The sequence below is a fragment of the Paraburkholderia sp. Cpub6 genome, from assembly GCF_014201065.1.
In the GTDB taxonomy this organism is placed as follows: domain Bacteria; phylum Pseudomonadota; class Gammaproteobacteria; order Burkholderiales; family Burkholderiaceae; genus Paraburkholderia; species Paraburkholderia tuberum.
The window spans coordinates 232,794-259,361 of record NZ_JACHDM010000002.1 but is presented as its reverse complement, the minus strand read 5'-3'; the positions used below and the strand labels follow the sequence as shown (position 1 = coordinate 259,361).

Annotated in this window: 23 protein-coding genes; 7 read left to right on the top strand and 16 right to left on the bottom strand. The window is 65.6% G+C overall.

Annotated elements, in window-relative coordinates; translation table 11 throughout:
• Positions 1–127: 127 nt before the first annotated feature.
• From HDG33_RS05950 to HDG33_RS05925, 6 genes are all read right to left on the bottom strand, one after another.
• Entirely contained in the window at positions 128–1,237 is a 1,110-nt protein-coding gene (locus HDG33_RS05950) for an ABC transporter ATP-binding protein (protein WP_184023032.1), read from the bottom strand.
• A gap of 87 nt (positions 1,238–1,324) precedes the next feature.
• The gene (locus tag HDG33_RS05945) at positions 1,325–2,026 is read right to left on the bottom strand and encodes an HAD family phosphatase (protein WP_184023031.1); all 702 of its coding nucleotides are present in this window, start codon (positions 2,024–2,026) and stop codon (positions 1,325–1,327) included.
• Positions 2,023–2,898 carry a carbohydrate ABC transporter permease gene (locus HDG33_RS05940; protein ID WP_090801681.1) on the bottom strand — a complete coding sequence of 292 codons (876 nt, stop codon included), beginning with the start codon at positions 2,896–2,898 and terminating at the stop codon, positions 2,023–2,025. The genes HDG33_RS05945 and HDG33_RS05940 overlap by 4 nt, the downstream gene beginning before the upstream one ends.
• Positions 2,895–3,830, bottom strand: a complete 936-nt coding sequence (locus HDG33_RS05935) for a carbohydrate ABC transporter permease (protein ID WP_026226016.1) — start codon at positions 3,828–3,830, stop codon at positions 2,895–2,897. Before HDG33_RS05935 ends, HDG33_RS05940 begins: the two co-directional genes overlap by 4 nt.
• 168 nt (positions 3,831–3,998) lie before the next feature.
• Positions 3,999–5,321, bottom strand: a complete 1,323-nt coding sequence (locus HDG33_RS05930) for a sugar ABC transporter substrate-binding protein (protein WP_184023030.1) — start codon at positions 5,319–5,321, stop codon at positions 3,999–4,001.
• A gap of 97 nt (positions 5,322–5,418) precedes the next feature.
• Positions 5,419–6,198 (bottom strand): L-iditol 2-dehydrogenase, encoded by a 780-nt coding sequence (locus HDG33_RS05925; RefSeq protein WP_184023029.1) that lies wholly within the window; start codon positions 6,196–6,198, stop codon positions 5,419–5,421.
• A 298-nt stretch (positions 6,199–6,496) separates the two neighbouring features.
• Here HDG33_RS05925 and HDG33_RS05920 point away from each other — a divergent pair, with 298 nt between their 5' ends.
• The 4 genes from HDG33_RS05920 to HDG33_RS05905 all read left to right on the top strand — a co-directional run bounded on the left by HDG33_RS05920 (position 6,497) and on the right by HDG33_RS05905 (position 9,794).
• Positions 6,497–6,994, top strand: a complete 498-nt coding sequence (locus HDG33_RS05920) for a Fur family transcriptional regulator (protein WP_184023028.1) — start codon at positions 6,497–6,499, stop codon at positions 6,992–6,994.
• Positions 6,995–7,085: 91 nt separating this feature from the next.
• A complete protein-coding gene (locus HDG33_RS05915) occupies positions 7,086–8,072 on the top strand; it encodes a metal ABC transporter solute-binding protein (RefSeq protein ID WP_184023027.1) in 987 nt (328 codons plus the stop codon).
• On the top strand, positions 8,069–9,019 hold the full coding sequence (locus HDG33_RS05910; RefSeq protein ID WP_184023026.1) for an ABC transporter ATP-binding protein: 951 nt from the start codon (positions 8,069–8,071) through the stop codon (positions 9,017–9,019). Before HDG33_RS05915 ends, HDG33_RS05910 begins: the two co-directional genes overlap by 4 nt.
• On the top strand, positions 9,012–9,794 hold the full coding sequence (locus HDG33_RS05905) for a metal ABC transporter permease (RefSeq protein WP_090801692.1): 783 nt from the start codon (positions 9,012–9,014) through the stop codon (positions 9,792–9,794). Before HDG33_RS05910 ends, HDG33_RS05905 begins: the two co-directional genes overlap by 8 nt.
• 82 nt (positions 9,795–9,876) lie before the next feature.
• Here HDG33_RS05905 and fghA read toward each other — a convergent pair whose 3' ends face one another.
• The 3 genes from fghA to HDG33_RS05890 all read right to left on the bottom strand — a co-directional run bounded on the left by fghA (position 9,877) and on the right by HDG33_RS05890 (position 13,481).
• Positions 9,877–10,728: an S-formylglutathione hydrolase gene (gene fghA, locus HDG33_RS05900; RefSeq protein ID WP_184023025.1), complete on the bottom strand. Its 852-nt coding sequence runs from the start codon at positions 10,726–10,728 to the stop codon at positions 9,877–9,879.
• A 15-nt stretch (positions 10,729–10,743) separates the two neighbouring features.
• Positions 10,744–11,850: an S-(hydroxymethyl)glutathione dehydrogenase/class III alcohol dehydrogenase gene (locus HDG33_RS05895; protein ID WP_184023024.1), complete on the bottom strand. Its 1,107-nt coding sequence runs from the start codon at positions 11,848–11,850 to the stop codon at positions 10,744–10,746.
• 164 nt (positions 11,851–12,014) lie between these two features.
• A complete protein-coding gene (locus tag HDG33_RS05890) occupies positions 12,015–13,481 on the bottom strand; it encodes a xylulokinase (RefSeq protein WP_184023023.1) in 1,467 nt (488 codons plus the stop codon).
• A gap of 466 nt (positions 13,482–13,947) precedes the next feature.
• Here HDG33_RS05890 and HDG33_RS05885 point away from each other — a divergent pair, with 466 nt between their 5' ends.
• A complete protein-coding gene (locus HDG33_RS05885) occupies positions 13,948–15,357 on the top strand; it encodes a nucleobase:cation symporter-2 family protein (RefSeq protein WP_184023022.1) in 1,410 nt (469 codons plus the stop codon).
• 115 nt (positions 15,358–15,472) lie between these two features.
• Here HDG33_RS05885 and HDG33_RS05880 read toward each other — a convergent pair whose 3' ends face one another.
• The 3 genes from HDG33_RS05880 to HDG33_RS05870 are packed head-to-tail and all read right to left on the bottom strand — an operon-like array spanning position 15,473 to position 21,467.
• Positions 15,473–16,993, bottom strand: a complete 1,521-nt coding sequence (locus HDG33_RS05880; RefSeq protein ID WP_184023021.1) for an efflux transporter outer membrane subunit — start codon at positions 16,991–16,993, stop codon at positions 15,473–15,475.
• 1 nt (position 16,994) lies between these two features.
• Positions 16,995–20,225: an efflux RND transporter permease subunit gene (locus HDG33_RS05875; protein WP_184023020.1), complete on the bottom strand. Its 3,231-nt coding sequence runs from the start codon at positions 20,223–20,225 to the stop codon at positions 16,995–16,997.
• A gap of 18 nt (positions 20,226–20,243) precedes the next feature.
• Positions 20,244–21,467 carry an efflux RND transporter periplasmic adaptor subunit gene (locus tag HDG33_RS05870; RefSeq protein WP_184023019.1) on the bottom strand — a complete coding sequence of 408 codons (1,224 nt, stop codon included), beginning with the start codon at positions 21,465–21,467 and terminating at the stop codon, positions 20,244–20,246.
• 428 nt (positions 21,468–21,895) lie between these two features.
• Here HDG33_RS05870 and HDG33_RS05865 point away from each other — a divergent pair, with 428 nt between their 5' ends.
• Positions 21,896–22,537 (top strand): TetR family transcriptional regulator, encoded by a 642-nt coding sequence (locus HDG33_RS05865; RefSeq protein WP_184023018.1) that lies wholly within the window; start codon positions 21,896–21,898, stop codon positions 22,535–22,537.
• Positions 22,538–22,629: 92 nt separating this feature from the next.
• Here the strand turns inward: HDG33_RS05865 and HDG33_RS05860 are convergent, their stop codons facing one another.
• Positions 22,630–23,268, bottom strand: a complete 639-nt coding sequence (locus HDG33_RS05860; RefSeq protein WP_184023017.1) for a cysteine hydrolase family protein — start codon at positions 23,266–23,268, stop codon at positions 22,630–22,632.
• A 171-nt stretch (positions 23,269–23,439) separates the two neighbouring features.
• Here HDG33_RS05860 and HDG33_RS05855 point away from each other — a divergent pair, with 171 nt between their 5' ends.
• The gene (locus HDG33_RS05855) at positions 23,440–24,435 is read left to right on the top strand and encodes a helix-turn-helix domain-containing protein (RefSeq protein ID WP_184023016.1); all 996 of its coding nucleotides are present in this window, start codon (positions 23,440–23,442) and stop codon (positions 24,433–24,435) included.
• A 107-nt stretch (positions 24,436–24,542) separates the two neighbouring features.
• Here HDG33_RS05855 and HDG33_RS05850 read toward each other — a convergent pair whose 3' ends face one another.
• From HDG33_RS05850 to HDG33_RS05840, 3 genes are all read right to left on the bottom strand, one after another.
• The gene (locus tag HDG33_RS05850; protein WP_018421687.1) at positions 24,543–25,265 is read right to left on the bottom strand and encodes a CoxG family protein; all 723 of its coding nucleotides are present in this window, start codon (positions 25,263–25,265) and stop codon (positions 24,543–24,545) included.
• Between the two features lie 34 nt (positions 25,266–25,299).
• A complete protein-coding gene (locus tag HDG33_RS05845) occupies positions 25,300–25,680 on the bottom strand; it encodes a DUF427 domain-containing protein (protein WP_184023015.1) in 381 nt (126 codons plus the stop codon).
• A 147-nt stretch (positions 25,681–25,827) separates the two neighbouring features.
• Positions 25,828–26,322, bottom strand: coding sequence for a carboxypeptidase regulatory-like domain-containing protein (locus HDG33_RS05840; RefSeq protein WP_184023014.1), 495 nt, complete (start codon positions 26,320–26,322; stop codon positions 25,828–25,830).
• Positions 26,323–26,568: the final 246 nt, after the last annotated feature.

Below are 26,568 nucleotides of genomic sequence, written 5' to 3'. Positions count from 1 at the left end.
GACGACTCCCCGCCGTCCGGTAGTTTTTTCGCGCGTTCGTTTCACCTTGGCAAGCGAACGCGCCTAACTCCTTCCACGGACAGCGCCTTGCGTGCGCCGCCTGCTCCTGCAATGCGTCATCGCGCGATCACGCCGCCAGCACCTCCACAATCTTGCGCTGGAACGCCTTACCTTCGCTGTCGAACAGATGGCAATGCTCGGGCGTCGCGCCCAGCTTCTGCGTATTGCCCTTCGCATGCCGTTCGAGCGGCGGAATCCGCGCGATCAAACCATCGGGCGCGACGCTCGACTCCGCGTACAGATACGCGGCATCGCCGAGCGATTCGACCGTCATCGTGCGTGCCTCGATACCATCCTCGGTCGTGCTGACGTGCAGATGCTCGGGGCGGATGCCGACCGTCACCTTGTCGCCCTGCTTGGCCGCGCCCGGCTCGACCAACACGCGCTGCGTCTCGCCGGTCTCGTAACGCACCGAGACGCCGTCGTGCGACACCGACTGCACGACGCCTTCCATGAAGTTCATCTTCGGCGAGCCGATGAAGCCGGCCACGAAGCGGTTCGCCGGCGCGTGATACAGCATCGTCGGACTGCCGACCTGCTCCAGATTGCCCGCCGACAACACGACGATCTTGTCGGCCAAAGTCATCGCCTCGACCTGGTCGTGCGTCACGTAGATCATCGTCGTCTTCAGCTCGTCGTGCAGGCGTGCGAACTCGAGGCGCATCTTCACGCGCAGCGCGGCGTCGAGATTCGACAGCGGCTCGTCGAACAGGAACACCTTCGGCTTGCGCGTGATCGCGCGGCCGATCGCGACGCGCTGACGCTGCCCGCCCGACAGCTGCTTCGGCTTGCGATCGAGCAGATGGTCGATGTGCAGGATCTTCGCCGCATTGCGCACGGCTGAGTCGATCTCCGGCTTCTTCGCGCCGGCAAGCTTCAGGCCGAACGCCATGTTGTCGTACAGCGTCATGTGCGGATACAGCGCGTACGACTGGAACACCATCGCGATGCCGCGCTTGGCCGGCGGCACGTCGTTCATGCGCACGGCGTCGATGTTCAGATCGCCGCCCGTGATGTCCTCGAGGCCCGCGATCATCCGCATCAGGGTCGATTTGCCGCAACCGCTCGGCCCGACGAACACGACGAACTCGCCATCGGCGATGTCGAGATTGATGTCGCGCATCACTTCGTTTTCGTCGTAGGCCTTTCTGATGTTGCGCAAGGTTACGCTTGCCATGATGTGTCTCCGTGTAATGCCGTTCGATGCTGCTCGTTACTTCATGCTGCTACCTGATGCCGTGTCACGTCGCGCGCCTTCGTGCGCTCATGGCGCCGCGGCCGTCGCGGAGAGCGTCCATTGCGCGACGAGGTCGGGCAACTGCCGCATGTCCTCGAACACATGACGCGCGCCCGCCGCGTGCAATCGATCGATCTGCGCATCGCTCGCATGACCGCCGCCGATAAACCCCAGCACCGCCATGCCCGCCGTGGCCGCCGCCGTGACGCCGGTCACGCTGTCCTCGACGACGAGGCACGCACCCGGCGCGAGCCCGAAGCCTTGCGCCGCCGCCAGGTACACGTCCGGCGCGGGCTTCGGATTCGGCACCGCGTCGGCGCAGAACAGCCGCTCGCCGAAGAAACGCTTCAGGCCCGTGCGCGCCAGCACCGTCTCGACGTAGGGCCGGAAGCTATTGCTCGCGCAGCCTTTGACGAGCGGCACCTGGGTCAGCGCCATCTCGATGCCGTCGACGGCGGGCGCCTCGATCGCCGCCGCTTCGACCGCGCGGCGGATCGCATCGATATCGTCGGCGCCGAGCTGTTTGCCGAGCTGAGTCGCCGTGTCCTGCAACACGCGCTCGATGCGCAGCCCGAGCAGCGGCAGCACGACCGGCGCGACGTCGATGCCGGGCCAGCGCGCCTCGAGTTCGCGCACCAGCATACGCGCGGCCACCGCTTCGCTGTCGATCAGCACGCCGTCGCAATCGCAGATCAACGCATAGCGCACCATGCCCGGGCCAGCCGTCATTTGACGGCCCCGAACGTGAGCCCGCGCACCAACTGCTTCTGCGACAGCCAGCCGACGATCAGGATCGGCGCGACCGCCAGCAACGAAGCGGCCGACAACTTGGCCCAGAACAAACCTTCAGGACTCGAATACGACGCGATGAACACGGTCAGCGGCGCCGCGTTCGAGCTCGACAGGTTGATGCTCCAGAACGCCTCGTTCCACGACAGGATCACGAGCAACAGCGCGGTCGACGCGAGCCCGGGCAGCGCCATCGGCATCAGCAGATAGACGATCTCCTGCCACGTCGCCGCGCCGTCGATGCGCCCGGCTTCGAGAATGTCGCGCGGAATCTCGGCGAAGTACGTGAACGCCATCCAGACCGCGATCGGCAGATTGATCAGCGTGTAGACAATGATCAGGCCCGACACGGTATCCAGCAGGCCGGTGTTTTTCCACAGCAGATAGATCGGCACCAGCACGCCGACCGACGGCATCATCTTCGTCGACAGCATCCACAGCAGCACTTTCTGCGTGCGGCGCGTCGGGAAAAACGCCATCGCGTACGCGCACGGCACCGCGAGGATCAGGCACAGCAGTGTGACGCCGACCGAGATCAGTATCGAGTTCCACGCGAACGCGAAGTAGTTGCTACGCGCGAACACCTCGCGGAAGCTGTCGAGCGTCGGCACGAAAAACAGCGACGACGCATAGGCCTGCTGCTCGGTCTTGAACGCGGTGATCGTCATCCAGAAGATCGGGAAGAACAGCAGCAGCGCGACGAGCCACGCGATCACGCCGGGAATGCCGCGACGAATCGTGTCGAACGGCGATTTGGTCGGCACCGCGACCGGCTGCGTCGTCGATGCCGTAGTGGAGGCAACGTGGCTCATTTTTCGTACTCCCCTTTCAGGTTCTTCGCGAGCATCCGCACGAGGAAGATCGACACGATGTTGGCCAGCACGACCGCGAGAATACCGCCCGCCGAGGCGAGACCGACGTCGAACTGTTGCAGGCCCAGCGCGAAGATCAGGTACGACAGGGTGGTGGTCGCGTTGCCCGGACCGCCGCCCGTGGTCGTATAGATCTCGGCGAAGATCGACAGCAGGAAAATCGTCTCCATCATCACGACGACCGCGATCGCACGTCGCAGGTGCGGCAGCGTGATGTAGAAGAACATCGAGAACGGACCGGCGCCGTCGATCTTCGCGGCTTCCTTCTGCTCCTGGTCGAGCGACTGGATCGACGTGAACAGGATCAGGAACGCGAACGGCAGCCACTGCCACGCGACGATCATGATCACCGCGGTCAGCGGATAGTCGGCGAACCAGTCGATCGGCTGCATGCCGAGCGCGCGCATGCCCTGCGCGACGAGGCCGTACACCGGGTGCAGGATCATGTTCTTCCAGATCAGCGCGCTGACCGTCGGCATCACGAAGAACGGGCCGATCGCGAGCAGGCGTGCCACGCCCTGCCCGTAGAACTTGCGGTCGAACAGGATCGCCATCAGCACGCCGCCGCCCACGGTGATCACGAGCACCCACACGATCAGCTCGATCGTATGCGCGATCGACGGACCGAACGACGGATCGGTCGCGAGATAGCGGTAGTTGTCGAAGCCGGCGAAGCCGCGCAGATCGGGATTGAGCAGGTTGTAGTGCGAGAACGAGAACCAGATCGTCATCGCGAGCGGAATGACCATCCACAGCACGAGCACGCCGACCGACGGCGCCACGAGCCAGCGGGCCGAATTGGCCTTACGCTCCTCGCGTTCTTTTTCTGTCTGGGGATGGGTTTGCATCAGAGGTAGGCGCAAAGGACGCATGATGGACCACCTGTTCGGTAATGCGCGGAGCGTTCGCCGGAGCCGCGTATGTGCGACGCGGCGTGCCGTGCCTGAATGGCGCACGACACGCGCCGCATCGCATCGGGCGCAGACGAACGGCCGCCCTGCTGCATGAGCCGCATCGGTCGATGCGGCGGCCCTGCCGGGTTACTTCTGATAACCCGCCTGCTTGACCGCGCGATTCGCGGCCGCGTTGCCGGCCGCGAGTGCCTGGTCGACCGTCATCTGACCGGCGATCGCGCCGGAGATGCTCTGCCCGACCACCGTGCCGAACGACTGGAATTCGGGAATTCCGACGAACTGCACACCCGTGTACGGGACCGGCTTCAAGGTCGGATGATCCGGGTCGGCGGTCTGGATCGCCTTTAGCACGAAGTCGCCGAACGGCGCGGCCTGCTTGTACTCGGGGCGCGCGTAGGTGGACTCGCGCGTGCCCGGCGGCACCGAGGCCCAGCCCTCATCCTTCGCGACCATGTCAATGTACTCCTTCGAGGTCGCCCACTCGATGAACTTCTTCGCCGCATCTTGCTGCTTCGACGACTTCGGAATCGCGAGCGCCCACGCCCACAGCCAGTGCGAGCCCTTCGGCGTGACCTCGATCGGCGCGGCCGCGAAGCCGACCTTGTCGGCGATCTGCGACTGCTGCTTGTTGTACAGCATGCCGGCCGCGACCGTCGCGTCGATCCACATCGCGCACTTGCCCGACGACATCAGCGTCAGGTTTTCGTTGAAGCCGTTCGAGCTCGCTCCCGGAGGACCGTCCTTCCTCAGCAGATCGACGTAGAACGTTATCGCCTTCTTCCATTCCGGCGACGTCAGCTGCGCGTTCCACTTCTCGTCGAACCAGCGGCCGCCGAAGGTGTTCACGACCGTCGTGGCGTACGCCATGTTCTCGCCCCAGCCCGCCTTGCCGCGCAGGCAGATGCCGTATTGCTCCTTGGACTTGTCGGTGAGCTTGTCGGCGAATTGGCCGATCTGGTCGTAGGTCGGCTGGTCGGGCATCTTCAGACCGGCCTTGTCGAACAGATCCTTGCGGTAATAGGTCATCGAGCTTTCGACGTAGAACGGCAGCGCGTACAGCTGGCCGTTAGCGGACAGGCCGTCGCGGGCCGTCTTCACGACGTCGTTGAGGTCATAGCTCGCCGGCAGGTTCGTGATCGGCGCGAGCCAGCCGCGCTTGCCCCATTGCGGGGTTTCATACGCGCCGATCGTCATTACGTCGAACTGGCCGCTGCCTGTCGTGATGTCGGTCGTCGCGCGCTGACGCAGCACGTTTTCCTCGAGGATCACCCAGTTCAGCTTGATGTCCGGATTCGCTTTTTCGAACGCGGGCGACAGCTTCTTCAACTCGATCATGTCCGGATTGTTCAGCGTCGCGATCGTCACCGTCGCCGCCGATGCGCTCAGCGCGAAGCAGGTGGCCGCGCCGGCACCGGCCGCCTTCAGTGCGAATTTGAAAGCTGGTTTCATCGTTGTCTCCTTTCTCGTACGTTATGTGATGCTGCGTTCGTTTGACGGAATGACGCGCCGCTCAGAGCAGTCAACGTGCCCGCTCCCTGCTCTTTATTCAGCTCATCCAGTTGCCGCCGTCGACGTTCAGCGTCTGCGCGGTGATGTAGTCGGCATCGGCCGACGCGAGGAACAGCGCGGCGCCGGTCAGGTCATCGGGCACGCCCATGCGGCCGAGCGGCACGGCCTCGCCGACGAGGCGCTTCTTCTCGCCGAGCGGCCGGTTCTCGTAGCGCGCGAACAGCGCGTCGACCTCGTTCCACATCGGCGTGTCGACGACGCCCGGCGCGATGCCGTTCACATTGATCTTATGCGGCGCGAGCGCGAGCGCCGCGGACTGCGTATAGCTCAACACCGCCGCCTTGGTCGCGCAGTAGTGCGACACGAGCGCCTCGCCGCGCCGCCCGGCCTGCGACGACATGTTGATGATCTTGCCGCCGCGGCCCTGCTCGACCATCTGCCGCGCGACCGCCTGCATCAGGAAGAACATGCCCTTCACGTTGACCGCGAACAGGCGGTCGAACACGTCCCAGGATTCGTCGAGGAGCGGGCGCATGTCGAACAGCGCCGCATTGTTGAACAGGATGTCGATCCGGCCGAAGCAGCCGAGCGTGCTCGTGACGATGCGCTCGATGTCCTCGCGGCGCCGGACGTCGGCGCTGACGCTCAACACGCGCTCGCCGTAGATGCCGCGCAGCGCGCCGCCGAGGCCGTCGGTCGGCTTCACGTCGACCAGCACGCAGCGCGCGCCCTCGTCGAGATAGCGCAGGGCTACCGCTTCACCGATACCGCTGGCCGCGCCCGTCAGAATGGCGACTTTGTCCTGCAATCGTGCCACTGCCTGTCTCCGCTTCGTTTTTACATGTTGGCGCGCGGTGAGCGAACGCTCATCACGCGAACAATTGCTCGGCTAGTGATCGAATGATCGGATACGGACCGGATCATGTCAAGGCACGCGGACGGATTTCGATGGTGCAGCGCGGCAGGAGCAAGCCCATTGCGCCACGGGTCGCCACGACGCGTTCGCTGCGTGCCGCCGTGCGAAGATTCGCGCCGCTGACAAAAAACCGCGATACGTTATATCATTTCGACCTTGCAGCCCGCTCGGGGGCCGCCATGTCAGGAGATTCACGCCGATGACTACCTCGCTCGCCGAACAGCACGCCATGCGGCTCGCGCATGCGGACGCGCACGCTGCGGCGCAGGGGCTCGCGCTGACGCCGCTGCGCCGCCAGGTGTACGCGGCGATCGTCGCGAGCGAGCGGCCTGTCGGCGCGTACGAGTTGCTCGACGCGCTCGCCCCCGAGCGCGGTCGCATGCCGCCGACCACCGTCTATCGCGCGCTCGACTTCCTCGTCGCGCACGGCTTCGTGCACCGGATCGAATCGAAGAACGCGTTCGTCGCCTGCTGCGAAATCGGCGTGCCGCATCGCAGCCAGTTCCTGATGTGCGACGGTTGCGGCGCGACCGTCGAGATTCCCGGCGACGAGCTCGCCGACCGCCTGTCGCACAGCGCACCCGCGCATGGCTTCGAGGTGCATCGTCAGGTGATCGAGCTAAGTGGACTGTGCGGGCCATGTGCGCGAGCGGCGAAGCCTGGCGGCGCCGGCGGCGCAGCAGGCACTTCGTCGTGATCAGGCGCGCGGCGCCGCGCTAAGCGCCACCCCGTATTTGGCCTTGCCACCGCGAGTGGCTGATTCAACTCTCACCCAGCAGGAAACAACGATGAAAACAATCGGCTCGATGTTGTCCAGAGCGCACCGCGCGCTGAAGCGTTCGACGTCTGCGCGCACCCTGTGCACCTGTCTGCTCGCGATCGCGGCGCTCGGCTTCGGCCACAACGCGTTCGCCGCCGACGCGAAAATTCCGGTCGTCGCCGCGGAGAACTTTTATGGCGACGTGGTCCGGCAACTCGGCGGCGATCGCGTCGACGTGACCAGCATCCTCAGCAACCCGGACCAGGACCCGCATCTGTTCGAAGCGAGCCCGGCCACCGCGCGCGCGTTGCAGCACGCGAGCCTCGTCGTCTACAACGGCGCCGACTACGATCCGTGGATGGCGAAGCTGCTGGCCGCGTCGAAAGGCGCGCATCGCACAGTGATCGTCGCGGCCGACCTCGTCGGCAAAAAAGGCGGCGACAATCCGCACCTGTGGTACGACCCGGCGACGATGCCGAAAGTCGCGCGCGCGGTCTGCGACGCACTCAGCGCTGCTGACCCGGCGCACAAGTCGGCGTACGATGCGGACCTCGCGAAGTTTCTCGATTCGCTGAAGCCGATCGACGCGAAGGTCGCCGAGCTGCACGGCCGCTATGCGGGCTTGCCGGTCACGGCGACGGAGCCGGTGTTCGGCTATATGTCTGACGCGATTGGCCTCGCCATGCGCAACCAGCGCTTCCAGCTCGCCACGATGAACGACACCGAAGCGAGCGCGGCCGATATCGCCGCGTTCGAACGCGATCTGCGCGAGCGGCGCGTGCGCGTGCTGATCTATAACAGCCAGGCCACCGAGGCGCTGACCCAACGGATGCTGAAGCTCGCGCAACAATCGAAGGTACCGACGATGAGCGTCACCGAAACCCTGCCGGCCGGCAAGACCTATCAGACGTGGATGCTGACGCAGCTCGATGCGTTGCAGAAAGCGCTCGCGGCGGGTGACACGAACGGCGCGATTGGCGCGACCAGCGCGAACGCGCAAGGAAAGGCTCCATGATTCCGACTGGCCATCAAACGCCAGCAGGTGCGCAATCAGGCGCACCCACCGCGCGCGGCGACAGGCCTGTGCTCGAACTCGACAACGCGACGCTCGATCTGGGCGGCCGCACGATCCTGCGCGACACCAGCTTCGTCGTAAACCAGGGCGAGTTCATCGGCGTGCTCGGGCCCAACGGCGCGGGCAAGACGACGCTGATGCGCGCGGTGCTCGGCCTCGTGCCGGCCGTGGGCGGCGCGATCCGCGTGCTCGGGCAGACGGTCGAGCGCGGCAACGCGTCGATCGGCTATATGCCGCAGACGCGCAGCGCGCTCGCCGGCCGTCGCGTGCGCGGCCGCGATCTGGTCGCGATGGCAGCCGATGGTCATCGCTGGGGCTTGCCGCATGCGGATGCAAAAACGCGCGCGGACGTCGATCGGGTGCTCGAACTCGTCGGCGGGACGAATCTGTCGAAGCGGCCACTGTCGGAGTTGTCGGGCGGCGAACGGCAGCGGCTCCTGCTCGCGCAATGCCTGCTCGGCAATCCGAAACTGCTGCTGCTCGATGAACCGTTGATCAGTCTCGATCCGCATCACCAGAAGAGCGTCGTCGAACTGGTGCGGCGCGTGCAGCAGGAGCTCGGCATCGCGGTGCTGTTCTCCGCGCACGAACTCAATCCGCTGCTGAACTCGATCGATCGCGTGCTGTATCTCGGCAGCGGCGTCGCGGCGCTCGGCACCGTCGACGAAGTGATCACGCGGCCGGTGCTGTCGCGTCTGTACGGCTCGCCGATCGACGTGATGCGCGTGAACGGCCGCATCTTCGTGATGTCGGGCGGCGTCGAAGTCGAGAAGCACGATCACGAGCACGAACACGACGAGGACGGCGGACATACGCATTCGCACGGCCACTCACACAGTCGCCCAAACCCGCACGACTTACGCGACGGACACACGCACGATGTTTGAATACGATTTCATGGTGAACGCATTCGCGGCCTCGGGGATCGTCGCGGTGCTGGCAGGCGTGGTCGGCTATTTTCTGGTGATGCGCGGACAGACGTTCGCGGGCCACGCGCTGTCGCACGTCGGCTTCACCGGCGCGACCGGCGCGGTGCTGATCGGCATCTCGCCTATCTGGGGGATGATCGGCTTCACGCTCGCGGCCGGTGTGGGCATGGGCGCGCTCGGCGAACGGCTCGCCGGCCGCGACGTCGCGATCGGCGTAATCCTTTCCTTGTCGCTCGGCTTTGGGCTGCTGTTTCTGCATTTCTTCACCGCCTACGCGACACAGGTGACGGCGCTGCTGTTCGGCAACGTGCTCGGCGTCAATGCAGCGACGCTCGGTGTGCTCGCGGCGTTGGGCGTCGTCAGTCTGGCCGCGCTCGCGGCCATCATGCGGCCGCTGCTGTTCGCGTCGCTGCAGCCGGAGCTGGCCGAAGCGAAGGGCGTGTCGCTGCGCCGCGTGTCGGTGCTGTTTCTCGCGATCGCCGCGCTGGCCGTCGCCGCTTGCACGCAGATCGTCGGCGTGCTGCTCGTGTTCACGCTGATGGTGGGGCCGGCCGCCGCCGCGCAGAACCTGAGCACGCGGCTGTCGACGGGTCTCGTGCTCGCGGCCGTGTTCGCGCTCGCGCAGGCGTGGCTCGGGCTGACGCTCGCGTTCTATACCGATTGCCCGACGAGCTTCTGGATCACCGCGCTGTCGGCGGTGGTGTATGGCGGGAGTCTGTTGAAGCGGCATTGAGCGGCGCTTACGCCGATCACACGAAAAAACGGCGGCACATGAAGTGCCGCCGTTTTTTTTGCCCCGCGTTTTACGACGTTGTTCAGCCGAGCAACACCTTCGCGTGATGCGCGAGATGATCCTCGACGAACGTCGAGATGAAGTAGTAGCCGTGGTCGTAACCCGCATGCCGGCGCAACGTCAGTGGCTGACCCGCGGCCTTGCACGCCGCTTCGAATACGTCGGGATTGAGCTGCGTGGGCAGGAACTGATCCGCGAGCCCCTGATCGACAAGAATCCCTTCCGCGAACTTGTGCGTCGCGCGCGTAACCAGCTCGCTCGCGTCGTACTGCTTCCACGCTTCACGGTTCTCGCCGAGATAACCGCTAAACGCCTTTTCGCCCCAGGGACAACGCATCGGCGCCGCGATCGGCGCGAACGCCGACACCGACCGGTAAATGTCCGGATTGCGCAGCGCGAGCATCAGCGCGCCGTGGCCGCCCATCGAATGACCGAAGACGCCGAGACGCGCGCCATCGATCGGCAGGTTCGCAAGCGCCGTTTCGCGCAGCTCGTCGCGCACGTACGAGTACATGCGGTAGTTCCGCGCCCACGGCTGCTCGGTCGCGTCGACATAAAAGCCCGCGCCGACGCCGAAGTCCCACGCATCGCTCTCGCCTGGCACGCCCGCGCCGCGAGGGCTCGTATCCGGCGCGATCAGCGCGATGCCGTGCCGGGCCGCGAAGCGCTGCGCGCCGGCCTTGATCGCGAACGTCTCTTCTGTGCAGGTCAGCCCCGCGAGGTAGAACAGCGCGGGCACCTTCGCATTGCCCCGCAACGCCTGCGGCGGCAGATAGACCGAGAAGCGCATCGGCAGACCGATGGTGCGCGACTCGTGCCGGTAAAAGCGCTGCTCGCCGCCGTGGCAGGCGTGCGACGATAGTAGTTCGAGCATCGCGACGCTCCTCGCTTAGTAGAGCACGACCGAGCGGATCGACTCGCCCTTCTTCATCAGCTCGAAGCCCTCGTTGATGCGCTCGAGCGGCAGACGGTGCGTAATCAGATCGTCGATATTGATCTTGCCTTCCATGTACCAGTCGACGATCTTCGGCACGTCGGTGCGGCCTCGCGCGCCGCCGAATGCCGAGCCCTTCCACTCGCGGCCCGTCACCAGCTGGAACGGCCGCGTGCTGATCTCCTCGCCCGCCGCCGCGACGCCGATGATGAACGACTGCCCCCAACCCTTGTGCGTGCATTCGAGCGCCTGGCGCATCACCTTCACGTTGCCGATGCATTCGAACGAGTAGTCGGCGCCGCCGTCGGTCAGCTGCACGATGTGATCGACGACGTTCTCGACTTCGTTCGGGTTGATGAAGTGCGTCATGCCGAACTTCTTCGCGAGTTCGACGCGGCCCGGGTTGAGATCGACACCGATGATCTTGTCCGCGCCGACCATCTTCGCGCCTTGAATCACGTTCAGCCCGATACCGCCGAGCCCGAACACCACCACGTTCGCACCCGCCTCGACCTTCGCCGAATACACGACCGCGCCGACGCCGGTCGTCACGCCGCAGCCGATGTAGCAGATCTTGTCGAACGGCGCGTCTTCACGCACCTTCGCGACCGCGATCTCCGGCACGACGATGTAGTTCGAGAACGTCGACGTCCCCATGTAGTGAAACAGCGGCTTGCCATCGAGCGAGAAGCGCGAGGTCGCGTCGGGCATCAGGCCTTTGCCCTGCGTCGCGCGGATCGCCTGGCAGAGATTCGTTTTGCGCGACAGGCAGAACTTGCACTGACGGCATTCGGGCGTGTAGAGCGGAATCACGTGATCGCCCTTCTTCAGCGTGCCGACGCCCGGCCCGACATCGACGATCACGCCCGCGCCTTCGTGGCCGAGAATCGCCGGGAAGATGCCTTCGGGATCGGCGCCCGACAGCGTGTAGTAGTCGGTGTGGCAGATGCCCGTCGCCTTCACTTCGATCAGGACTTCACCGGCGCGCGGACCTTCGAGATCGACTTCCTCGATCGTCAACGGGGCGCCGGCTTTCCATGCGATTGCTGCTTTGGTCTTCATCGTCAATGCTCCTGTGAGTCTGTGAGTCCGTGAGTGCGTGAATGCGAAATGGTATCGCGTGCCGGGCGACGGCGTTGCGCGCGAAAAGCGTCATGGTATTGCATAGTGCGTGAAGGCTGCCTCGCCGATGGCTGCGCTCGGCACCGTGTTCAACGCCGTCGCTGTCACTGCGCTTCGCACGGCGCGCTACCACCGAACCACGGCTCGACCCGGACATACAGATCGACGAAGCGCGCATAGCGTTCAGCAAGCGCCGCATCGCCTCGTGGACCCGCGACGCGCGTCGCGCCCGGCGCGAGCGCGGCGAGATCGCGCGTCTGCCAGTGGCCGCACGCGAGACCGCCGAGGATCGCCGCGCCGCGCGGCGCCGCGTTCGGGCAATCGACCGCATGCAGGTCGACGTCGAGCGCATCGGCAAGCAGTTGTCGCCAGCGCGCATCGACGGAGCCGCCGCCCGCGAGCCTGAGCGCCCTCACCGGCGCGCCGCTCGCGCGAATCGCGTCGAGCCCCGCGCGCAACGAGAACGCGACGCCCTCGAACGCGGCACGCATCATCGCGCCGCGCGTATGCTCGAGCGACAAACCGAGCCAGCCGCCGCGCGCCTGCGGGTTCAGCCACGGCGTGCGCTCGCCCGTCAGGTACGGCAGGAAGCTCAGCGTCGACGCCACTTCAGCGGCGGCATGAGCGCTTGCATCAGCCGCATCGTCAAATGCCTCCCGGTAAGCCTCCGCCCACCCAAACGACAGCCACCCGCGCACCCGCTCCAGCGCGATGCCGACGTTCTGCATCGCCGCCATCCGATACCAGTGATCGCTCGCCGCGCGATAGCGATGCAAGCCCTTCAGCGGCGCAGGCTCGTCGTTCGCGAGCACGACGATCTGTCCGCCGGTGCCGGTCGTCAGCAGCGCGTCGCCGTCACGCACGAGTCCGCTGCCGAGCGCCGCGCACGGCGTATCCGCGGCGCCGGTTGCGAGCACGATACCGGCCCGTAAGCCAAGTGCCTGCGCGGCCTGCGGCGACAGCGCGCCCGCCGCCGCATATGACGGCGCCACAGGCGCGAACCACTCAGGCGGAATCTCGAGGCGTTGCAGCAGCGCCGTGTCCCACGCGCCGGCGGGATCGGCGAGCGCGGTCGCGCACGCGTCGGACGCATCGGTCACGCACGCGCCGCCGAGCGCGACGCGCAGCCAGTCCTTCGGCTGCAGCGCCCAGCGCGTGCGGCGCGCGGCATCCGGCTCTTGCAGCACGAGCCAGCGCAGCAGCGGTCCGGCCATGCCGGGCGCGACCGGATTCGGTTGCGGCTCGGGCCACGCGTCGAGCATGGCGAGCGCGCGCGAGTCCGGCCACAGCATGGCGCGCCGCACCGCTGCGCCGTTTGCATCGAGCAGCACGACGCCGTGCATCTGGCCAGAGAAGCCAATCGCGCGCACGCCGTCACGCAGCTCGCGCGGCAGGCCCGCCATCGCATGGACGAGCGCGCTCCACCAGGTCTCGACGTCGATTTCGGCCCAACCCGCGTGCGGCGTAACGAGCGCATAAGCGACGCTCGATACCGCCTGCTCGCGTCCATGTTCGTCGACGATTGCCGCTTTCAGGGAGCCGGTGCCGAGATCGATGCCGAGAAAACTCATGAGCGCAGGGACGTTGAAACGAGGTGAAGAAGGAGCCAGCGAGACTGGCGACGAAGTGGGAAAGCGAAGCTCAAAGGCGAAGCTGCACAGACGCCGCGAACGTTGAACAAACAGCTCGGAAAACACGCGAAAAAAAACCATTCGCGGGTTAACCCCGCCGTGCTGCGAGCGTCATCAAAACAGGACTATGCGTGAAGCGTGATACACGTCATTGATTCTCACACATATCCCCTCGCGCGACGAACCCGCGCCGCGCACGCCATGTACCGCCCGCGGCCCCCACTGCATAGGATTCTTTGGCGTCCGACGGCCGATCCGTCCCATTCGTGGCTTTAATTTGCCTTTCAAAACAGGTCTCTGCATATCGTCGCCGGGAATGCCGGAATAGCCACGTATGGTCTTGTTGCGACTTTTCGTCCCCGATACCTTGGAGTCATCCCAAAACGAGATGGTGGAGACAGACGATATGCAAGCGAACACGGTTCACCCGTGCGACGAGCGCCTACCGGCGGGCCAGTTGCTCACTCTCGGCATCCAGCACGTGCTGGTCATGTACGCTGGCGCGGTCGCGGTGCCGCTGATCATCGGCGCGGCGCTGAAGCTGCCGAAAGACCAGGTCGCCTTCCTGATCAGCGCCGATCTGTTTTCCTGCGGCATCGCCACGCTGATCCAGACGCTCGGACTGTGGATCTTCGGCATCCGCCTGCCCGTCATCATGGGCTGCACGTTCGCGGCCGTCGGCCCGATGGTCGCGATCGGCACCAATCCTTCGCTCGGCATCCTCGACATCTTCGGCTCGACGATCGCGGCCGGCGTGATCGGCATTCTGCTCGCGCCCGCGGTCGGCAAGCTGTTGCGCTTCTTCCCGCCGGTCGTGATCGGCGTCGTGATTTCGGTGATCGGCCTGTCGCTGATGGAGGTCGGCATCAACTGGGCGGCCGGCGGTGTCGGCAATCCCGACTACGGCAATCCGGTATATCTCGGCCTGGCGCTGCTCGTGCTGACGCTGATCCTGCTGATCAACAGGTTTGCCAGGGGGTTCGTCGCCAATATCTCGGTGCTGCTCGGCATCGTCGCGGGCTTCGCGATCGCGCTGATGCTCGGCCGCGTCAACCTGGACGGCGTCATGCACGCGCCGTGGGTCGGCTTCGTGATGCCGTTCCACTTCGGTCTGCCGCACTTCGATCCGCTGTCGATCGCGACGATGGTCACCGTGATGTTCGTCACGTTCATCGAATCGACCGGCATGTTTCTCGCGGTCGGCGACATGGTCGATCGTCCGGTCGATCAGAAAACGCTGGTGCGTGGCTTGCGCGTCGACGGTCTCGGCACGCTGATCGGCGGCATCTTCAACTCGTTCCCGCATACGTCGTTCTCGCAGAACGTCGGGTTGATCGGCGTGACCGGCGTGAAGAGCCGCTTCGTGTGCGCGATGGGCGGCGTGATCCTGGTGCTGCTCGGCCTCTTCCCGAAGATGGCGCAGGTGGTCGCGTCGGTGCCGGCGTTCGTGCTCGGCGGCGCGGGCATCGTGATGTTCGGCATGGTCGCGGCGAACGGCATCAAGGTGCTGTCGCGCGTCGACTTCGTGAGGAATCAGCACAACCTCTTCATCGTCGCGGTCAGCATCGGGCTCGGCCTCGTGCCGGTCGTCTCGCCACACTTCTTCTCGCAACTGCCGCCGGCGTTGTCGCCGCTGCTACATAGCGGGATTCTGCTCGCGTCGGTGTCGGCGGTCGCGCTGAACCTGATCTTCAACGGCGTGAAGGGCGAGAAGATGGCGAAGAGCGAGCTTCGCCGCGCCGGGCACGATCTCGACGCCAGCGCGGGCGGCGCACCGCAGAGCAACGAGATGCTGCGGGCGGCGGATCTGCATTGAGCTTTTGATGCAGCGATGATGCGGCGAGCGGCACCGATCGCCGCGGATCAACAAAAACGCCACGGCATGCCGTGGCGTTTTTGCTTTACTTCAGCGGTTCGTCGAGCCGCAGCGCTTACCCTGCCGTCGCCGCCGAAGCCGCGACCGGTGCGCTCGCCGCACCGTAGTCGACCGGCGCGTCGGCGGGACGCGGATGGTCGCCGTTGTGCTCGATCCAGCCGCCGCCGAGCGCCTGGTACAGCGTGACCAGGTTCTGCAGACGTTCCATGCGCGCGGTGACCAGCGCCTGCTGAGCCACGTACAACGAGGTCTGCGCGGTCAGCACCGAAAGATAGCTGTCGACACCGTTCGTATAACGGAGGGTCGACAGATCCAGCCGGCGCTGCTCGGCCGCGACATCCCGCTCGAGCGCCGCGATCTGCTCGTCGTACGTGCCGCGCGCGGCCAGTCCGTCCGCCACTTCGCGGAAGGCCGTCTGGATCGCCTTTTCATACGTGGCGATCTGCACGTTCTTCTCGATGTTGGCGAGATCGAGGTTGGCCATGTTCTGACCGCCCTCGAAGATCGGCAGCGTGATCGACGGCGCGAAGCTCCACGCCGCCGAACCCGGCTTGAACAGCCCGCCGAGCGTCGGGCTCAGCGTGCCGGCGCTGCCGGTCAGCGTGACCTTCGGAAAGAACGCCGCGCGCGCCGCGCCGATGTTCGCGTTGGCCGCGAGCAGATTTTCCTCGGCCTCCATGATGTCGGGACGGCGCGTCAGCAGATCGGACGGCAGGCCCGCCGGAATATCCGTGAGCAGGCTCTGGTCGCTCAGCGGCAGGCCTGGCTCAAGATCAGCCGGCAACGGCTCGCCGAGCAGCAGCACCAGCGCGTTGTCAGCCTGAGCCCGCAATCGCATCTGCGCCTGCAGGTCCGCGCTCGCGGTTTCGACGACCGTTTGCGACTGGCGCAGATCGAGTTCCGAACCGGTGCCGTTGTCGAACTGCAGCTTGGTGATCCGAAACGACTCCTGTGCCGTCTTCAGCGTGTTCTGCGTGACCTTCAGCAGATCGTCCAGTTCGAGCACCGTCATGTACTGGTTCGCCACCTGCGACACCAGCGCGATTTCCGCGGACTTGCGCGCCTGCGCGGTGCCGAGGTACGTGGCCAACGCCTGATCCTTCAGGCTCTGCACGCGCCCGAAGAAGTCGATTTCCCACGACGCGTTCAAGCCCACCGAATACGTGTTGGTAATCGTCGGGCCGTTGGGCGACGCCAGCAGATCGCGCGGCGTGCGCTGCCGGCTTTGCGAAGCCGCGGCGTCGAGCGTCGGGAACAGGCCCGCGCGCACGATACGGTACTGCGCCGCCGACGCCTGCATGTTCAGCACTGACACACGCAGATCGCGGTTGTTCTTCAGCGCGATTTCGATCAGCTGCTGCAGACGCGGATCGACGAAGAAGTCGCGCCAGCCGATGTCCGAGGCGGCCTGGCCGTTCGCGCTGCGCGCGCCCTGCGCGCCCGGTTGCTGGTCGTACACGCCGCCCGTCGGGAAAGTCGCCGTCACGGGCGCCGCGGGCCGCTGGTAGTGCGGCGCCAGCGTGCAACCCGTGGCGAGCAGCGCGATCGCCACTGCAATCAAAGAGTGTTTTTGCATCTCAATGCCCATCCTTGCCCGAGCCATTGCCATCCGACCCGTCGGTCGTGCCACCCGCCGCGCCGCCTTGCGGATCGTGCGGATGGTGCTGTTCATAGTGGCGCAGCGCCTCATCCGGGTCTTCCTTCTCACCGCCGAACTTCGCGCGAATCACGACGAAGAACATCGGGATCATGAAGATCGCGAGGAAGGTCGCCGTCAACATGCCGCCGATCACGCCGGTACCGATCGCGTGCTGGCTGGCCGACCCCGCGCCGTTACTGATCGCGAGCGGCAGCACGCCGAGAATAAACGCGAGCGAGGTCATCAGGATCGGACGCAACCGCAGACGCGCCGCTTCGAGCGCGGCTTCGATCGGTCCCATGCCTCCACTCTGCTGCAGTTCTCGCGCGAATTCCACGATCAGAATCGCGTTCTTCGCCGACAGACCCACGGTGGTCAGCAGACCGACCTGGAAGAACACGTCGTTCTCGAGCCCACGCAGCGTCGCGGCCAGCAGTGCGCCGATCACGCCGAGCGGCACCACCATGATCACCGAGAACGGGATCGACCAGCTTTCATACAGCGCCGCGAGACACAGGAACACGACGAGAATCGAGATGCCGTACAGGATCGGCGCCTGCGAACCCGACTGACGCTCTTGCAGCGACAGACCCGTCCACTCGTAGCCGACTCCCGCCGGCAGCTTGGTGACGATCCGTTCCATCGCCGCCATCGCCTGACCGGTCGACTTGCCCGGCCCGGCCGCACCCTGGATTTCCACCGACGAAATACCGTTGTAGCGCTCGAGCTTCGGCGAACCGAAGGTCCACTCGGTGCTCGCGAAGGCCGAGAACGGCACCATCGCGCCCGCGCCGTTGCGCACGAACCAGGCATTCACGTCTTCCGGTTTCATCCGGAACGGCGCGTCGCCCTGCAGGTAGACCTTCTTGATCCGGCCGTCGGTGTCGAGGAAGTTGTTCACATACGCCGAGGCCCATGCGATCGAGAACGTCTGGTCGATCGAGGCGAGCGACACGCCGAGCGCGGAAGCCTTCTCGTGGTCGATGCTCACCTTGAACTGCGGCGTATCGTTCAGGCCGTTCGGACGCACCTGCGCGAGCGTCGGATCTTTCGCCGCCAGACCGAGCAGCATGTTGCGCGCTTCCATCAGCTTCGCGTGACCGATACCCGCGCGATCCTGCAACTGGAAGTCGAAGCCCGCAGCCGTGCCGAGTTCAGGAATCGACGGCGGATTGACCGGGAACACCGTCGCGTTCTTGTAGGTGCTGAAGTGCATGTAGAGACGGCCCACCAGCGCTTGCACCTTCTGGTCCGCGTGCTGGCGCTGCGCGTAGTCCTTCATCCGCACGAACACGAGACCCGCGTTCTGGCCACGACCCGCGAAGCTGAAGCCGTTCACCGTGAAGGTCGATTCGACGATCGCCTTCTCTTCGTTCAGCAGGTAGTCCGACACGTCCTTGAGGGCGCGCGCGGTGGTTTCCTGCGTGGAACCCGACGGCGTTTGCACCAGCACGAACATCGTGCCCTGGTCTTCGTCAGGCAGGAACGACTTCGGCAGACGCACGAACAGCAGCCCCACCGCGAAGATCACCACCATGTAGATGATGAGCCAGCGGCCCGAGCGCTTGATCACGTGGTGCACGCCCGAGTGGTACTTGTCGCGGCTCGTGTTGAAGGTACGGTTGAACCAGCCGAAGAAGCCGGTGGCTTTTTCGTGATGACCCTTCGGAATCGGCTTCAGGATCGTCGCGCACAGCGCCGGCGTCAGAATCAACGCGACGAGCACGGACAACACCATCGCCGCGACGATCGTCAGCGAGAACTGCCGGTAGATCGCGCCGACCGAGCCGCCCGAGAATGCCACCGGCACGAACACCGCCGACAGCACGAGCGCCACGCCGACGAGAGCGCCGGTGATCTGGTCCATCGCCTTGCGGGTTGCCTCGCGAGGCGATAAGCCCTCCTCCTGCATCACCCGCTCGACGTTTTCCACCACCACGATCGCGTCGTCCACCAGCAGGCCGATTGCGAGCACGAGACCGAACATCGACAGCGTGTTGATCGAGAAACCGACCACGTTCATGATCGCGAACGTACCGAGCAGCACCACCGGCACCGCGATCGTCGGAATCAGCGTGGCGCGCAGGTTCTGCAGGAACAGGTACATGACGAGGAACACCAGCACGATACCTTCGAGCAGCGTCTTGACCACTTCCTCGATCGACAGGCGCACGAACGGCGTCGTGTCGTACGGGTACTGCACCACCAGGCCGTGCGGGAAGTACTTCGACAGTTCGGCGATCTTCGTGCGCACCGCCTTCGCGGTGGCGAGCGCGTTCGCGCCCGTGGCGAGCTGGATACCGAAGCCTGCCGTCGGCTGACCGTTGTACTTGGTGTCGAAGTTGTAGTTTTCGCCGCCGAGCTCGACGTGCGACACGTCGCGCAGACGCACCTGCGAGCCGTCCTGGTTCACCTTCAGCAGGATGTTGCCGAACTGCTCGGGCGTATTGAGCAGCGTGGCCTGCGTGATCGTGGCCTGCAGCACCTGACCCGGCACCGACGGCGTGCCGCCGAGCGAGCCGCCCGCGACCTGCACGTTCTGCGCCTGCAGCGCGGTTTCGACATCGAGTGGCGTCAGACCGAAGTTATTCAGCTTGTTCGCGTCGAGCCAGATGCGCATCGCGTACTGCGAGCCGAACAGCGTCACCGTGCCCACGCCGTCGATACGGCTGATCGGATCCTGAATGTTCGACGCGACGTAGTTCGCGAGGTCGTACTTGTTCATGCTGCCGTCGGTCGACACGAACGCCATCACCAGCAGGAAGCTGCTGCTCGACTTCGTGACCTTGGTGCCGAGCTGCTGCACCGCTTGCGGCAGCAGCGGCGTGGCGAGTTGCAGCTTGTTTTGCACCTGCACCTGCGCGATGTCAGGGTTGGTGCCGGCCGCGAACGTCAGCGTGATGGTGGCCGTGCCCGTGTCGTCCGAGGTCGACGCGAGGTACAGCAGGTGGTCCAGACCACTCATCTGCTGCTCGATCACCTGCGTAACGGTGTTCTCCACCGTCTTCGCCGAAGCACCCGGATAGGTTGCGCTGATCTGGATGGACGGCGGCGCGATGGTCGGGTATTGCGCGATCGGCAGCGTGAACACCGACGCGAGACCCGCGAGCATCAGGATGATGGCGATCACCCATGCAAAAATCGGGCGATCAATAAAGAACTTTGCCATGAGGCGGGCTCCCTGTTATTACGCGCCCGAAGCGGCGGAGGCAGGCTGAGCCGCGGGTTGACCTGTCTGGGCGCCGTTTGCGGCGGCGTCGGAAGCCGGGTTGCCGGGCAGCTGCGCCGGCACGGGCTTGACCTGCTGGCCGGGACGCGCCTTGTCGGTGCCCTGGACGATCACGCGGTCACCCGCCTTCAGGCCGTCCGAGACCACCCAGTACGAGCCGAAGGTGCCTGAGGTGACGAGCTGACGCAGCTCGACCTTGTTGTCGTTGCCGACGACGAGCGCGGTGGGCTGACCCTTCTGGTCGTGCGTGACGCCGACTTGCGGCACGATGAGCGCGTTCTGGTTGACGCCCTCGTCGATCTTCGCGCGCACGAACATGCCCGGCAGCAGCACGTGGTTCGGGTTCTTGAAGATCGCGCGCACCGTGACCGAGCCGGTGCCCTGGTCGACGGTCACGTCGGTGAACTGCAGCTTGCCCTTCTCGGAGTAGACGCGGCCGTCTTCCAGCACCAGCGTGACCTGCGCGGCGCCCGGGCCGGTCGTCTTGAGACGCCCTTCCTGCATGTCGCGGCGCAGCTTCAGACCCTCGAGGCTCGATTGCGTGAGGTCGGCGTACACCGGGTCGAGCTGCTGAACCGTGGCCATCAGCGTGGCCGCGCTCTGCTGCACGAAGGCGCCCGGCGTGACCTGCGACACGCCGATCCGACCGGTCACGGGCGAGGTCACGTCGGTATAGCCGAGGTTGATCTGCGCGGTATCGACCGCGGCCTTGCCCGCGGCGACGTCGGCGGCGGCCTGGCCTTCGGCGGCAACCGCGTTGTCGTAGTCCTGCTTGCTGACCGCGTTCGCCGCGACCAGCACCTTGTAGCGATTGGCCTGCGCGGTGGTCGTCACCAGGTTCGCCTGCGCCTTCGCGAGCGATGCCTTCGCGTTGTTCAACGACGCGATGTACGGCGCCGGATCGATCTTGTACAGACGCTGGCCGGCCTTGACCTCACTACCCTCGGTGAACTCGCGGCGCAGCACGATGCCGTCGACCCGCGCGCGCACCTGCGCGACGAGGAAGGCACTGGTACGGCCGGGCAGTTCGGTGACGACGGGCACGGTCGTCGGCTGGAGGGTGACGACGCCGACTTCGGGCGTCTGTGGCGGCGGGGCAGATTGTTTTGGTCCGCACGCCGCCAGCAAGATGGCAGCCGTCGCGGCACTGATTAAGCGGAATGGAACCCGTTCGACGCGCATGGAGCGACCTCTGTCAAAGACTGAGTAATGAAAAAGTGCGCGCATCCCTACCCCGGGGACGACAGCGCACACAAGCGTCTCGCGACGCTCGACCGGAAGCCCATGGATGCAAACCTGCGCCTGCGGGGCACCCTGCTACGAATGCGCCATACCGGGGAATGCCACGCAGCGCCGCCGTTTGGCGGCCGCGAAAGCGCTTTCGAAAGGCAACAGTGACGGATATTAACCGCTCGTCACGGCTTGGGCTATCCGATCGTGGGGTGCTATTATATATACATTCATGAATGCATGTAAAAGTGCATTCATATCTTCCGAGGCTGGGGTACTGCAGATTCGCGTCGCAATTCGCTTCAGAAGTAGTCAAAGCGTCATCAGACTGACTTAAAACTGTCCGCATAAACCCCAGGATCAGCGCAGGCTACACCAATATGGTCAGAAGAACCAAAGAAGAGGCGCTGGAGACGCGCAACCGGATTCTCGACGCGGCCGAACAGGTCTTCTTCGAGAAGGGTGTATCGCGCACGTCGCTGGCCGATATCGCGCAGGCCGCGGGCGTCACGCGTGGCGCCATTTATTGGCATTTTGCGCATAAGAGCGAGCTGTTCACCGAAATGTTCGACCGCGTGCTGCTGCCGCTCGACGAACTGAAGGCGGCGTCGCTCGATCCCAACGAAGCTGATCCGCTCGGGCGCCTGATTGAAGTCTGCGTGGTCTGCCTGCGCGACACTGCCAACGATCCGCGCCGCCGCCGCGTGTTCGACATTCTGTTTCTGAAGTGCGAGCTGGTCGAAGATATGGGGCCGGTGATGGAACGGTATCAGACCAATATGCGCGAGGGGCTCGCGAAGATCGAGGGCGGTCTGCGCAATGCGATCTCCAAAGGCCAGATGCCCGCCGACCTCGACACGAAGCTTGCCGCGGCGATGGTCCACGCGTTCGTCGGCGGCTCGTTGCGCGACATGCTGTTTTTGCCCGACGCGACCGACTTCGGCGCGCAAGCGCAGCAGATGGTGGAAGCGATGTTCGACGCCTTGCGCCTGAGTCCGGCGTTGCGCAGGAAGGCGGCGTAGGAGGCGCGCCAGGGTGACGGATTGGAACAGCGGGCGGTTCGGTGAACCGCCCGTTTCTGTTTTTGGACCGGACCACCGCCCCTGCGCCGGGTTCAGGCAACCGCCCGGCGCGCTCGCGCCGCCTGATTCGACGCATAGATGTTGCCGCGCTCGAGCGGCGCGCCGCTCTTTAGCGCCGCGATCCATTGATCGGTGCTCGCGACCGCCGCGAAGCGCGACTGCAGCACCACGCTGAACACGCGATGAATCTCCTCCGCGCTCGCGAAGCCCGCGCTGTTTTCATACGGCACCGAGCCGGTTGCGTCGTGCAGGAACTCGACGGCGAGGCCAGCATGCACCGCGTGGTTGATCGTCGAGGCATCGCAATTGTGGGTCATGTAGCCGGTGACGCTCAGCGTATCGATCTGCCGGGCGGCGAGCCAGTCGGCCAGATCGGTCCCAGCGAATGCGCTCGGCAGCGACTTCTCGACGAAATGATCATGAGCGCGCGAGCTCACGACCGTGTGCAGTTCCGCGCCCGCGCTGCCGCGCGCGAACAGCGGCGAGGTGGCGGGCGCGAGGTTCTGCACGACCACGACCGGCACACTGGCGGCGCGCGCTGCATCGATCGCGCGACCGATGTTGGCGAGCGACGTGCGCACGTCCGGAAATTCGATCGGCAGGTCGCCGCTCACGTATTCGTTCTGCACGTCGATGACGATCAGCGCACGGCGCGGCGCGGGTGTGCTCATGGCAAGGCTCCTTGTCAGAAAAAGCGGTCGATGGTGCGCGCCCAGCGCGGTGGCGGCGGCGCAACGGCAATGACGGCATTGTTGCTCCGCTGCCCGCCTGTCGACCAGCGGCCCGAATGACAACCTTCGCTAGAATCGGGCCATACCTATGGCTTTCATGAGGCGCCCGGCATGACCACCTTCGCACCTTCCGACGACGTCTCCGATCAGGCGCCGCGCCACGTCGTCGCCGTCGTCGCGTTCGACCGCATCAGCCCGTTCCATCTGTCGGTGCCGTGCGTCGTGTTCGGCGAGGACCGTCGCGGCGGCGGTGTTCCCGACTTCGACTTCCGCGTCTGCGCCGCGGAGACGGGCGCGCTCGCGACGACCGCGGGCTTTTCGATCGCGGTCACGCACGGACTCGAAGCGCTTGCCGACGCGCAGACGATCATCGTGCCGAGCTGGCGCGATCCCGCCGAAACCCCGCCCGCCGCGCTGCTCGACGCGCTGAGGGCCGCGCATGCGCGCGGCGCGCTGCTCGTCGGCCTGTGCCTCGGCGCTTTCGTGCTGGCCGCCGCGGGCATCCTCGATGGACGGCCCGCTTCGACGCACTGGGCCTGGGCCGACGACTTCGCGCGCCGCTACCCGCGCGTGCGGCTCGACGCCGACGTGCTGTACGTCGACGACGGCAACGTGCTGACCTCGGCCGGCACCGCCGCCGGCCTCGACTGCTGCCTGCACGTGCTGCGCAAGATCTGCGGCGCGCGGGTGGCGAACCACGTCGCGCGCCGGCTGGTCGTGTCGCCGCATCGCCAAGGCGGCCAGGCGCAATACGTGCAGCAGCCGATGCCGCCGAACCCGCGCGGCGATCGCCTGTCCGGCCTGCTCGACTGGGTGAGCGGCAACCTGGCCGCGCGGCATACGCTCGACACGCTCGCCGAGCGCGCGTTGATGAGCCGCCGCACCTTCACGCGGCGCTTCCTGCTCGCGACCGGCACCACCGTCGGCGCGTGGCTGCTCGCGCAGCGGCTCGCGCGTGCGCAACAGCTGCTGGAAAGCACCGACGAGTCGGTCGAAGCGATCGCAGCGAGCGCCGGATTCGGCTCGGCCGCATCGCTGCGGCAGCATTTCGCGGACGCGTTTCGCACGTCGCCGAGCGCGTGGCGGCGGGAGTTTCGCGGGGATTAGATGAAGGCGGCGGGAGCACCGCTATTTCGTAGTGCGTCACCGGGATTTCGTAGTCGCGCGGGACGTTTGTCGCGCGTTCCATCAGGGGCTGCGCGCGGCTCGCGGCCTCAATGCTCGCTGAACCAGCGCGCGACATACAACAATAGTGCGACCAGAAAGATCATCCCGGCCCACGCCCAGTACGGCACGACATGCTGACCGGGCTCGTGATGCGACCAGCTATGCGACGCGCTCGCCGCGCGCCCCGACAGCGCATGGCTGTGCTCGATGCGCGCTCGCCGCGCGATGCCGCCGAGGGTGATCGGCCGCAAAAACACGTACTGGCGACGCGGCGCCGTGCCACGCGCACGGTTCGGCCCTTTGCCGTGCTTGGCGCGCACGACCGCGTCGAACTCGGCGAAAAAATCGTCGGCGATCTGACGCAAGGCGTTCTCGAGCTGGCGCGTCGGCAGCTCGGCGAGCGGTCCCGACGACGTCGCCCACAGTGTGTAGTCGATGCGCGTGCCGCGCTCCCGCCCCTCGTCCGCGCGCAAACGCACTTCGATCTGACCGCGCAACGCGCCGATGCCCTCGGCCAGGGCCTTGAAGTTGATGGTGCGGCGCTGCGCGTCCGCCGGGCCGGAATCCTGGCCGGCGACGTGCGCGCGCGCCTGATAATGCGCGCGCAACGGGCCGAGCGGCACGGTCATCGTCAGCGCGTATTCGCCGTGGGCGAGACGCACGAACGACTCGCAGTTGTCGAGGCTGGCACGCAACAGCGCGAGGTCCTGCAACGCGTCCCAGACCTCGGACGGCGCCAGCGGAATCCGTAACGCGTCGTTCAGTTCCATGACAACCTCCCCGATGAACGCGCCGACTGCGGGATCAGGACGTCTGATCGATGCGGTCGACGCGCGATGCGTAAAAAGCGAGATAGCCCTTGATGCGACTGACCTGCTCGAACGGCGCCTCGTAGCACCACACCGCGTTCTCGATCACGCCATCTTCGGTGCGCAGATGGAAGTACGACGCGTCGCCCTTGAACGGGCAATGCGACGTGTGCGTCGAACGTTCGAGCCGGGCCATGTTCACGTGCTCGCGCGGGAAATAGAACACGTCGGCGAGGCCGGTCTCCGATAGCGTCAGCGCGGCCTGGGTGTCGGCCATCGTCACGCCGCCGTGAATCACGCGCACGCGGTGACCGTTGTCGCGGATCACGATGGTATGGCCGTCCAGCCGTCCCGCAGATGTCGACGCATCGCTCATGTCCAGGCTCCGTGATGGGGTGGGTGCTGCACTGCCGGCTGTTGCCGCCGGAACGGCAAAGCCACGGGAACTGCCCGTGGCTTCATTATCGGCCAAACTTCGGCCGATTGCGCAAGCTTGCTGCGCGGCGGCGGACGGATCGACCCGTTACTTCGCGTTCCAGATGAACGCGGATTTGACGTTGCCGTGCGCCGGCACGCTAACCGAGCGGGTTTGCTCGCTGTCGTTGTATTTCGCGTGCACCGTATAGCGGCCGGGGCTCAAGCGCACCAGCATGAACGGTCCGCGCGATGTCGTGTTCAGCACTTCGCCGTTATGGGCATCGACGATACGCACGTGCACATCCGCGAGAAACTCGGCGTTGGGTCCGGTGAAGCGCAGCGTCAGTGGCCACTGGCTTTGCGCTTGTCGCAACGCCCGCGATTCGTCGAGGCCGACGCCGCCCGACACGTACGACACGTCGCCCTGCTGCTGGACTTGCGGCAGACCGCCGCCCTTGGTGTTGCCCGCGCTGGTATTGTCGGTCGTCGAGCCACCGGTCACGCCCGCCTGCTGCGCGTACGCACCGCCCGCCAGTCCGAGCGCGAGCACCGCGCACAGCGCGACGGCTACGATCCTTTGCTGATTGCGTTGGGTTTTCATCGGTTCGCTCTCCTTGTTGCAGTCCTTGCCCAGTCCCCGAACAGGCCCAAATCAAGGTCGAAGCAACCTGCGTGCCAACCATCCGGTTGCGTCGACTGGACATGCGCGACCGTGACAACAAGCCGCGTGGCGCGTTTCGCCCTGTCCGCGCCGCTCGCCGTAGCACGGTGCGGACAGGCGAAAAAAAACCGGTCCTTGCAGTAAATGCAAAGGACCGGCAATCGCTGCTACAGCTCAAACTGGGGT

Bases quoted from the DNA above. Each gene is read 5' to 3' on its own strand.
- HDG33_RS05910 (WP_184023026.1), top strand. From the start codon at position 8,069: ATGATTCCGACTGGCCATCAAACGCCAGCAGGTGCGCAATCAGGCGCA.
- HDG33_RS05850 (WP_018421687.1), bottom strand. From the start codon at position 25,265: ATGGAACTGAACGACGCGTTACGGATTCCGCTGGCGCCGTCCGAGGTC.
- HDG33_RS05855 (WP_184023016.1), top strand. From the start codon at position 23,440: ATGACCACCTTCGCACCTTCCGACGACGTCTCCGATCAGGCGCCGCGC.
- HDG33_RS05945 (WP_184023031.1), bottom strand. From the start codon at position 2,026: ATGACGGCTGGCCCGGGCATGGTGCGCTATGCGTTGATCTGCGATTGC.
- HDG33_RS05870 (WP_184023019.1), bottom strand. From the start codon at position 21,467: ATGCGCGTCGAACGGGTTCCATTCCGCTTAATCAGTGCCGCGACGGCT.
- HDG33_RS05920 (WP_184023028.1), top strand. From the start codon at position 6,497: ATGACTACCTCGCTCGCCGAACAGCACGCCATGCGGCTCGCGCATGCG.
- HDG33_RS05845 (WP_184023015.1), bottom strand. From the start codon at position 25,680: ATGAGCGATGCGTCGACATCTGCGGGACGGCTGGACGGCCATACCATC.
- HDG33_RS05840 (WP_184023014.1), bottom strand. From the start codon at position 26,322: ATGAAAACCCAACGCAATCAGCAAAGGATCGTAGCCGTCGCGCTGTGC.
- HDG33_RS05915 (WP_184023027.1), top strand. From the start codon at position 7,086: ATGAAAACAATCGGCTCGATGTTGTCCAGAGCGCACCGCGCGCTGAAG.
- HDG33_RS05865 (WP_184023018.1), top strand. From the start codon at position 21,896: ATGGTCAGAAGAACCAAAGAAGAGGCGCTGGAGACGCGCAACCGGATT.
- fghA (WP_184023025.1), bottom strand. From the start codon at position 10,728: ATGCTCGAACTACTATCGTCGCACGCCTGCCACGGCGGCGAGCAGCGC.
- HDG33_RS05885 (WP_184023022.1), top strand. From the start codon at position 13,948: ATGCAAGCGAACACGGTTCACCCGTGCGACGAGCGCCTACCGGCGGGC.
- HDG33_RS05860 (WP_184023017.1), bottom strand. From the start codon at position 23,268: ATGAGCACACCCGCGCCGCGCCGTGCGCTGATCGTCATCGACGTGCAG.
- HDG33_RS05905 (WP_090801692.1), top strand. From the start codon at position 9,012: ATGTTTGAATACGATTTCATGGTGAACGCATTCGCGGCCTCGGGGATC.
- HDG33_RS05935 (WP_026226016.1), bottom strand. From the start codon at position 3,830: ATGCGTCCTTTGCGCCTACCTCTGATGCAAACCCATCCCCAGACAGAA.
- HDG33_RS05940 (WP_090801681.1), bottom strand. From the start codon at position 2,898: ATGAGCCACGTTGCCTCCACTACGGCATCGACGACGCAGCCGGTCGCG.
- HDG33_RS05880 (WP_184023021.1), bottom strand. From the start codon at position 16,993: ATGCAAAAACACTCTTTGATTGCAGTGGCGATCGCGCTGCTCGCCACG.
- HDG33_RS05890 (WP_184023023.1), bottom strand. From the start codon at position 13,481: ATGAGTTTTCTCGGCATCGATCTCGGCACCGGCTCCCTGAAAGCGGCA.
- HDG33_RS05895 (WP_184023024.1), bottom strand. From the start codon at position 11,850: ATGAAGACCAAAGCAGCAATCGCATGGAAAGCCGGCGCCCCGTTGACG.
- HDG33_RS05875 (WP_184023020.1), bottom strand. From the start codon at position 20,225: ATGGCAAAGTTCTTTATTGATCGCCCGATTTTTGCATGGGTGATCGCC.
- HDG33_RS05930 (WP_184023030.1), bottom strand. From the start codon at position 5,321: ATGAAACCAGCTTTCAAATTCGCACTGAAGGCGGCCGGTGCCGGCGCG.
- HDG33_RS05950 (WP_184023032.1), bottom strand. From the start codon at position 1,237: ATGGCAAGCGTAACCTTGCGCAACATCAGAAAGGCCTACGACGAAAAC.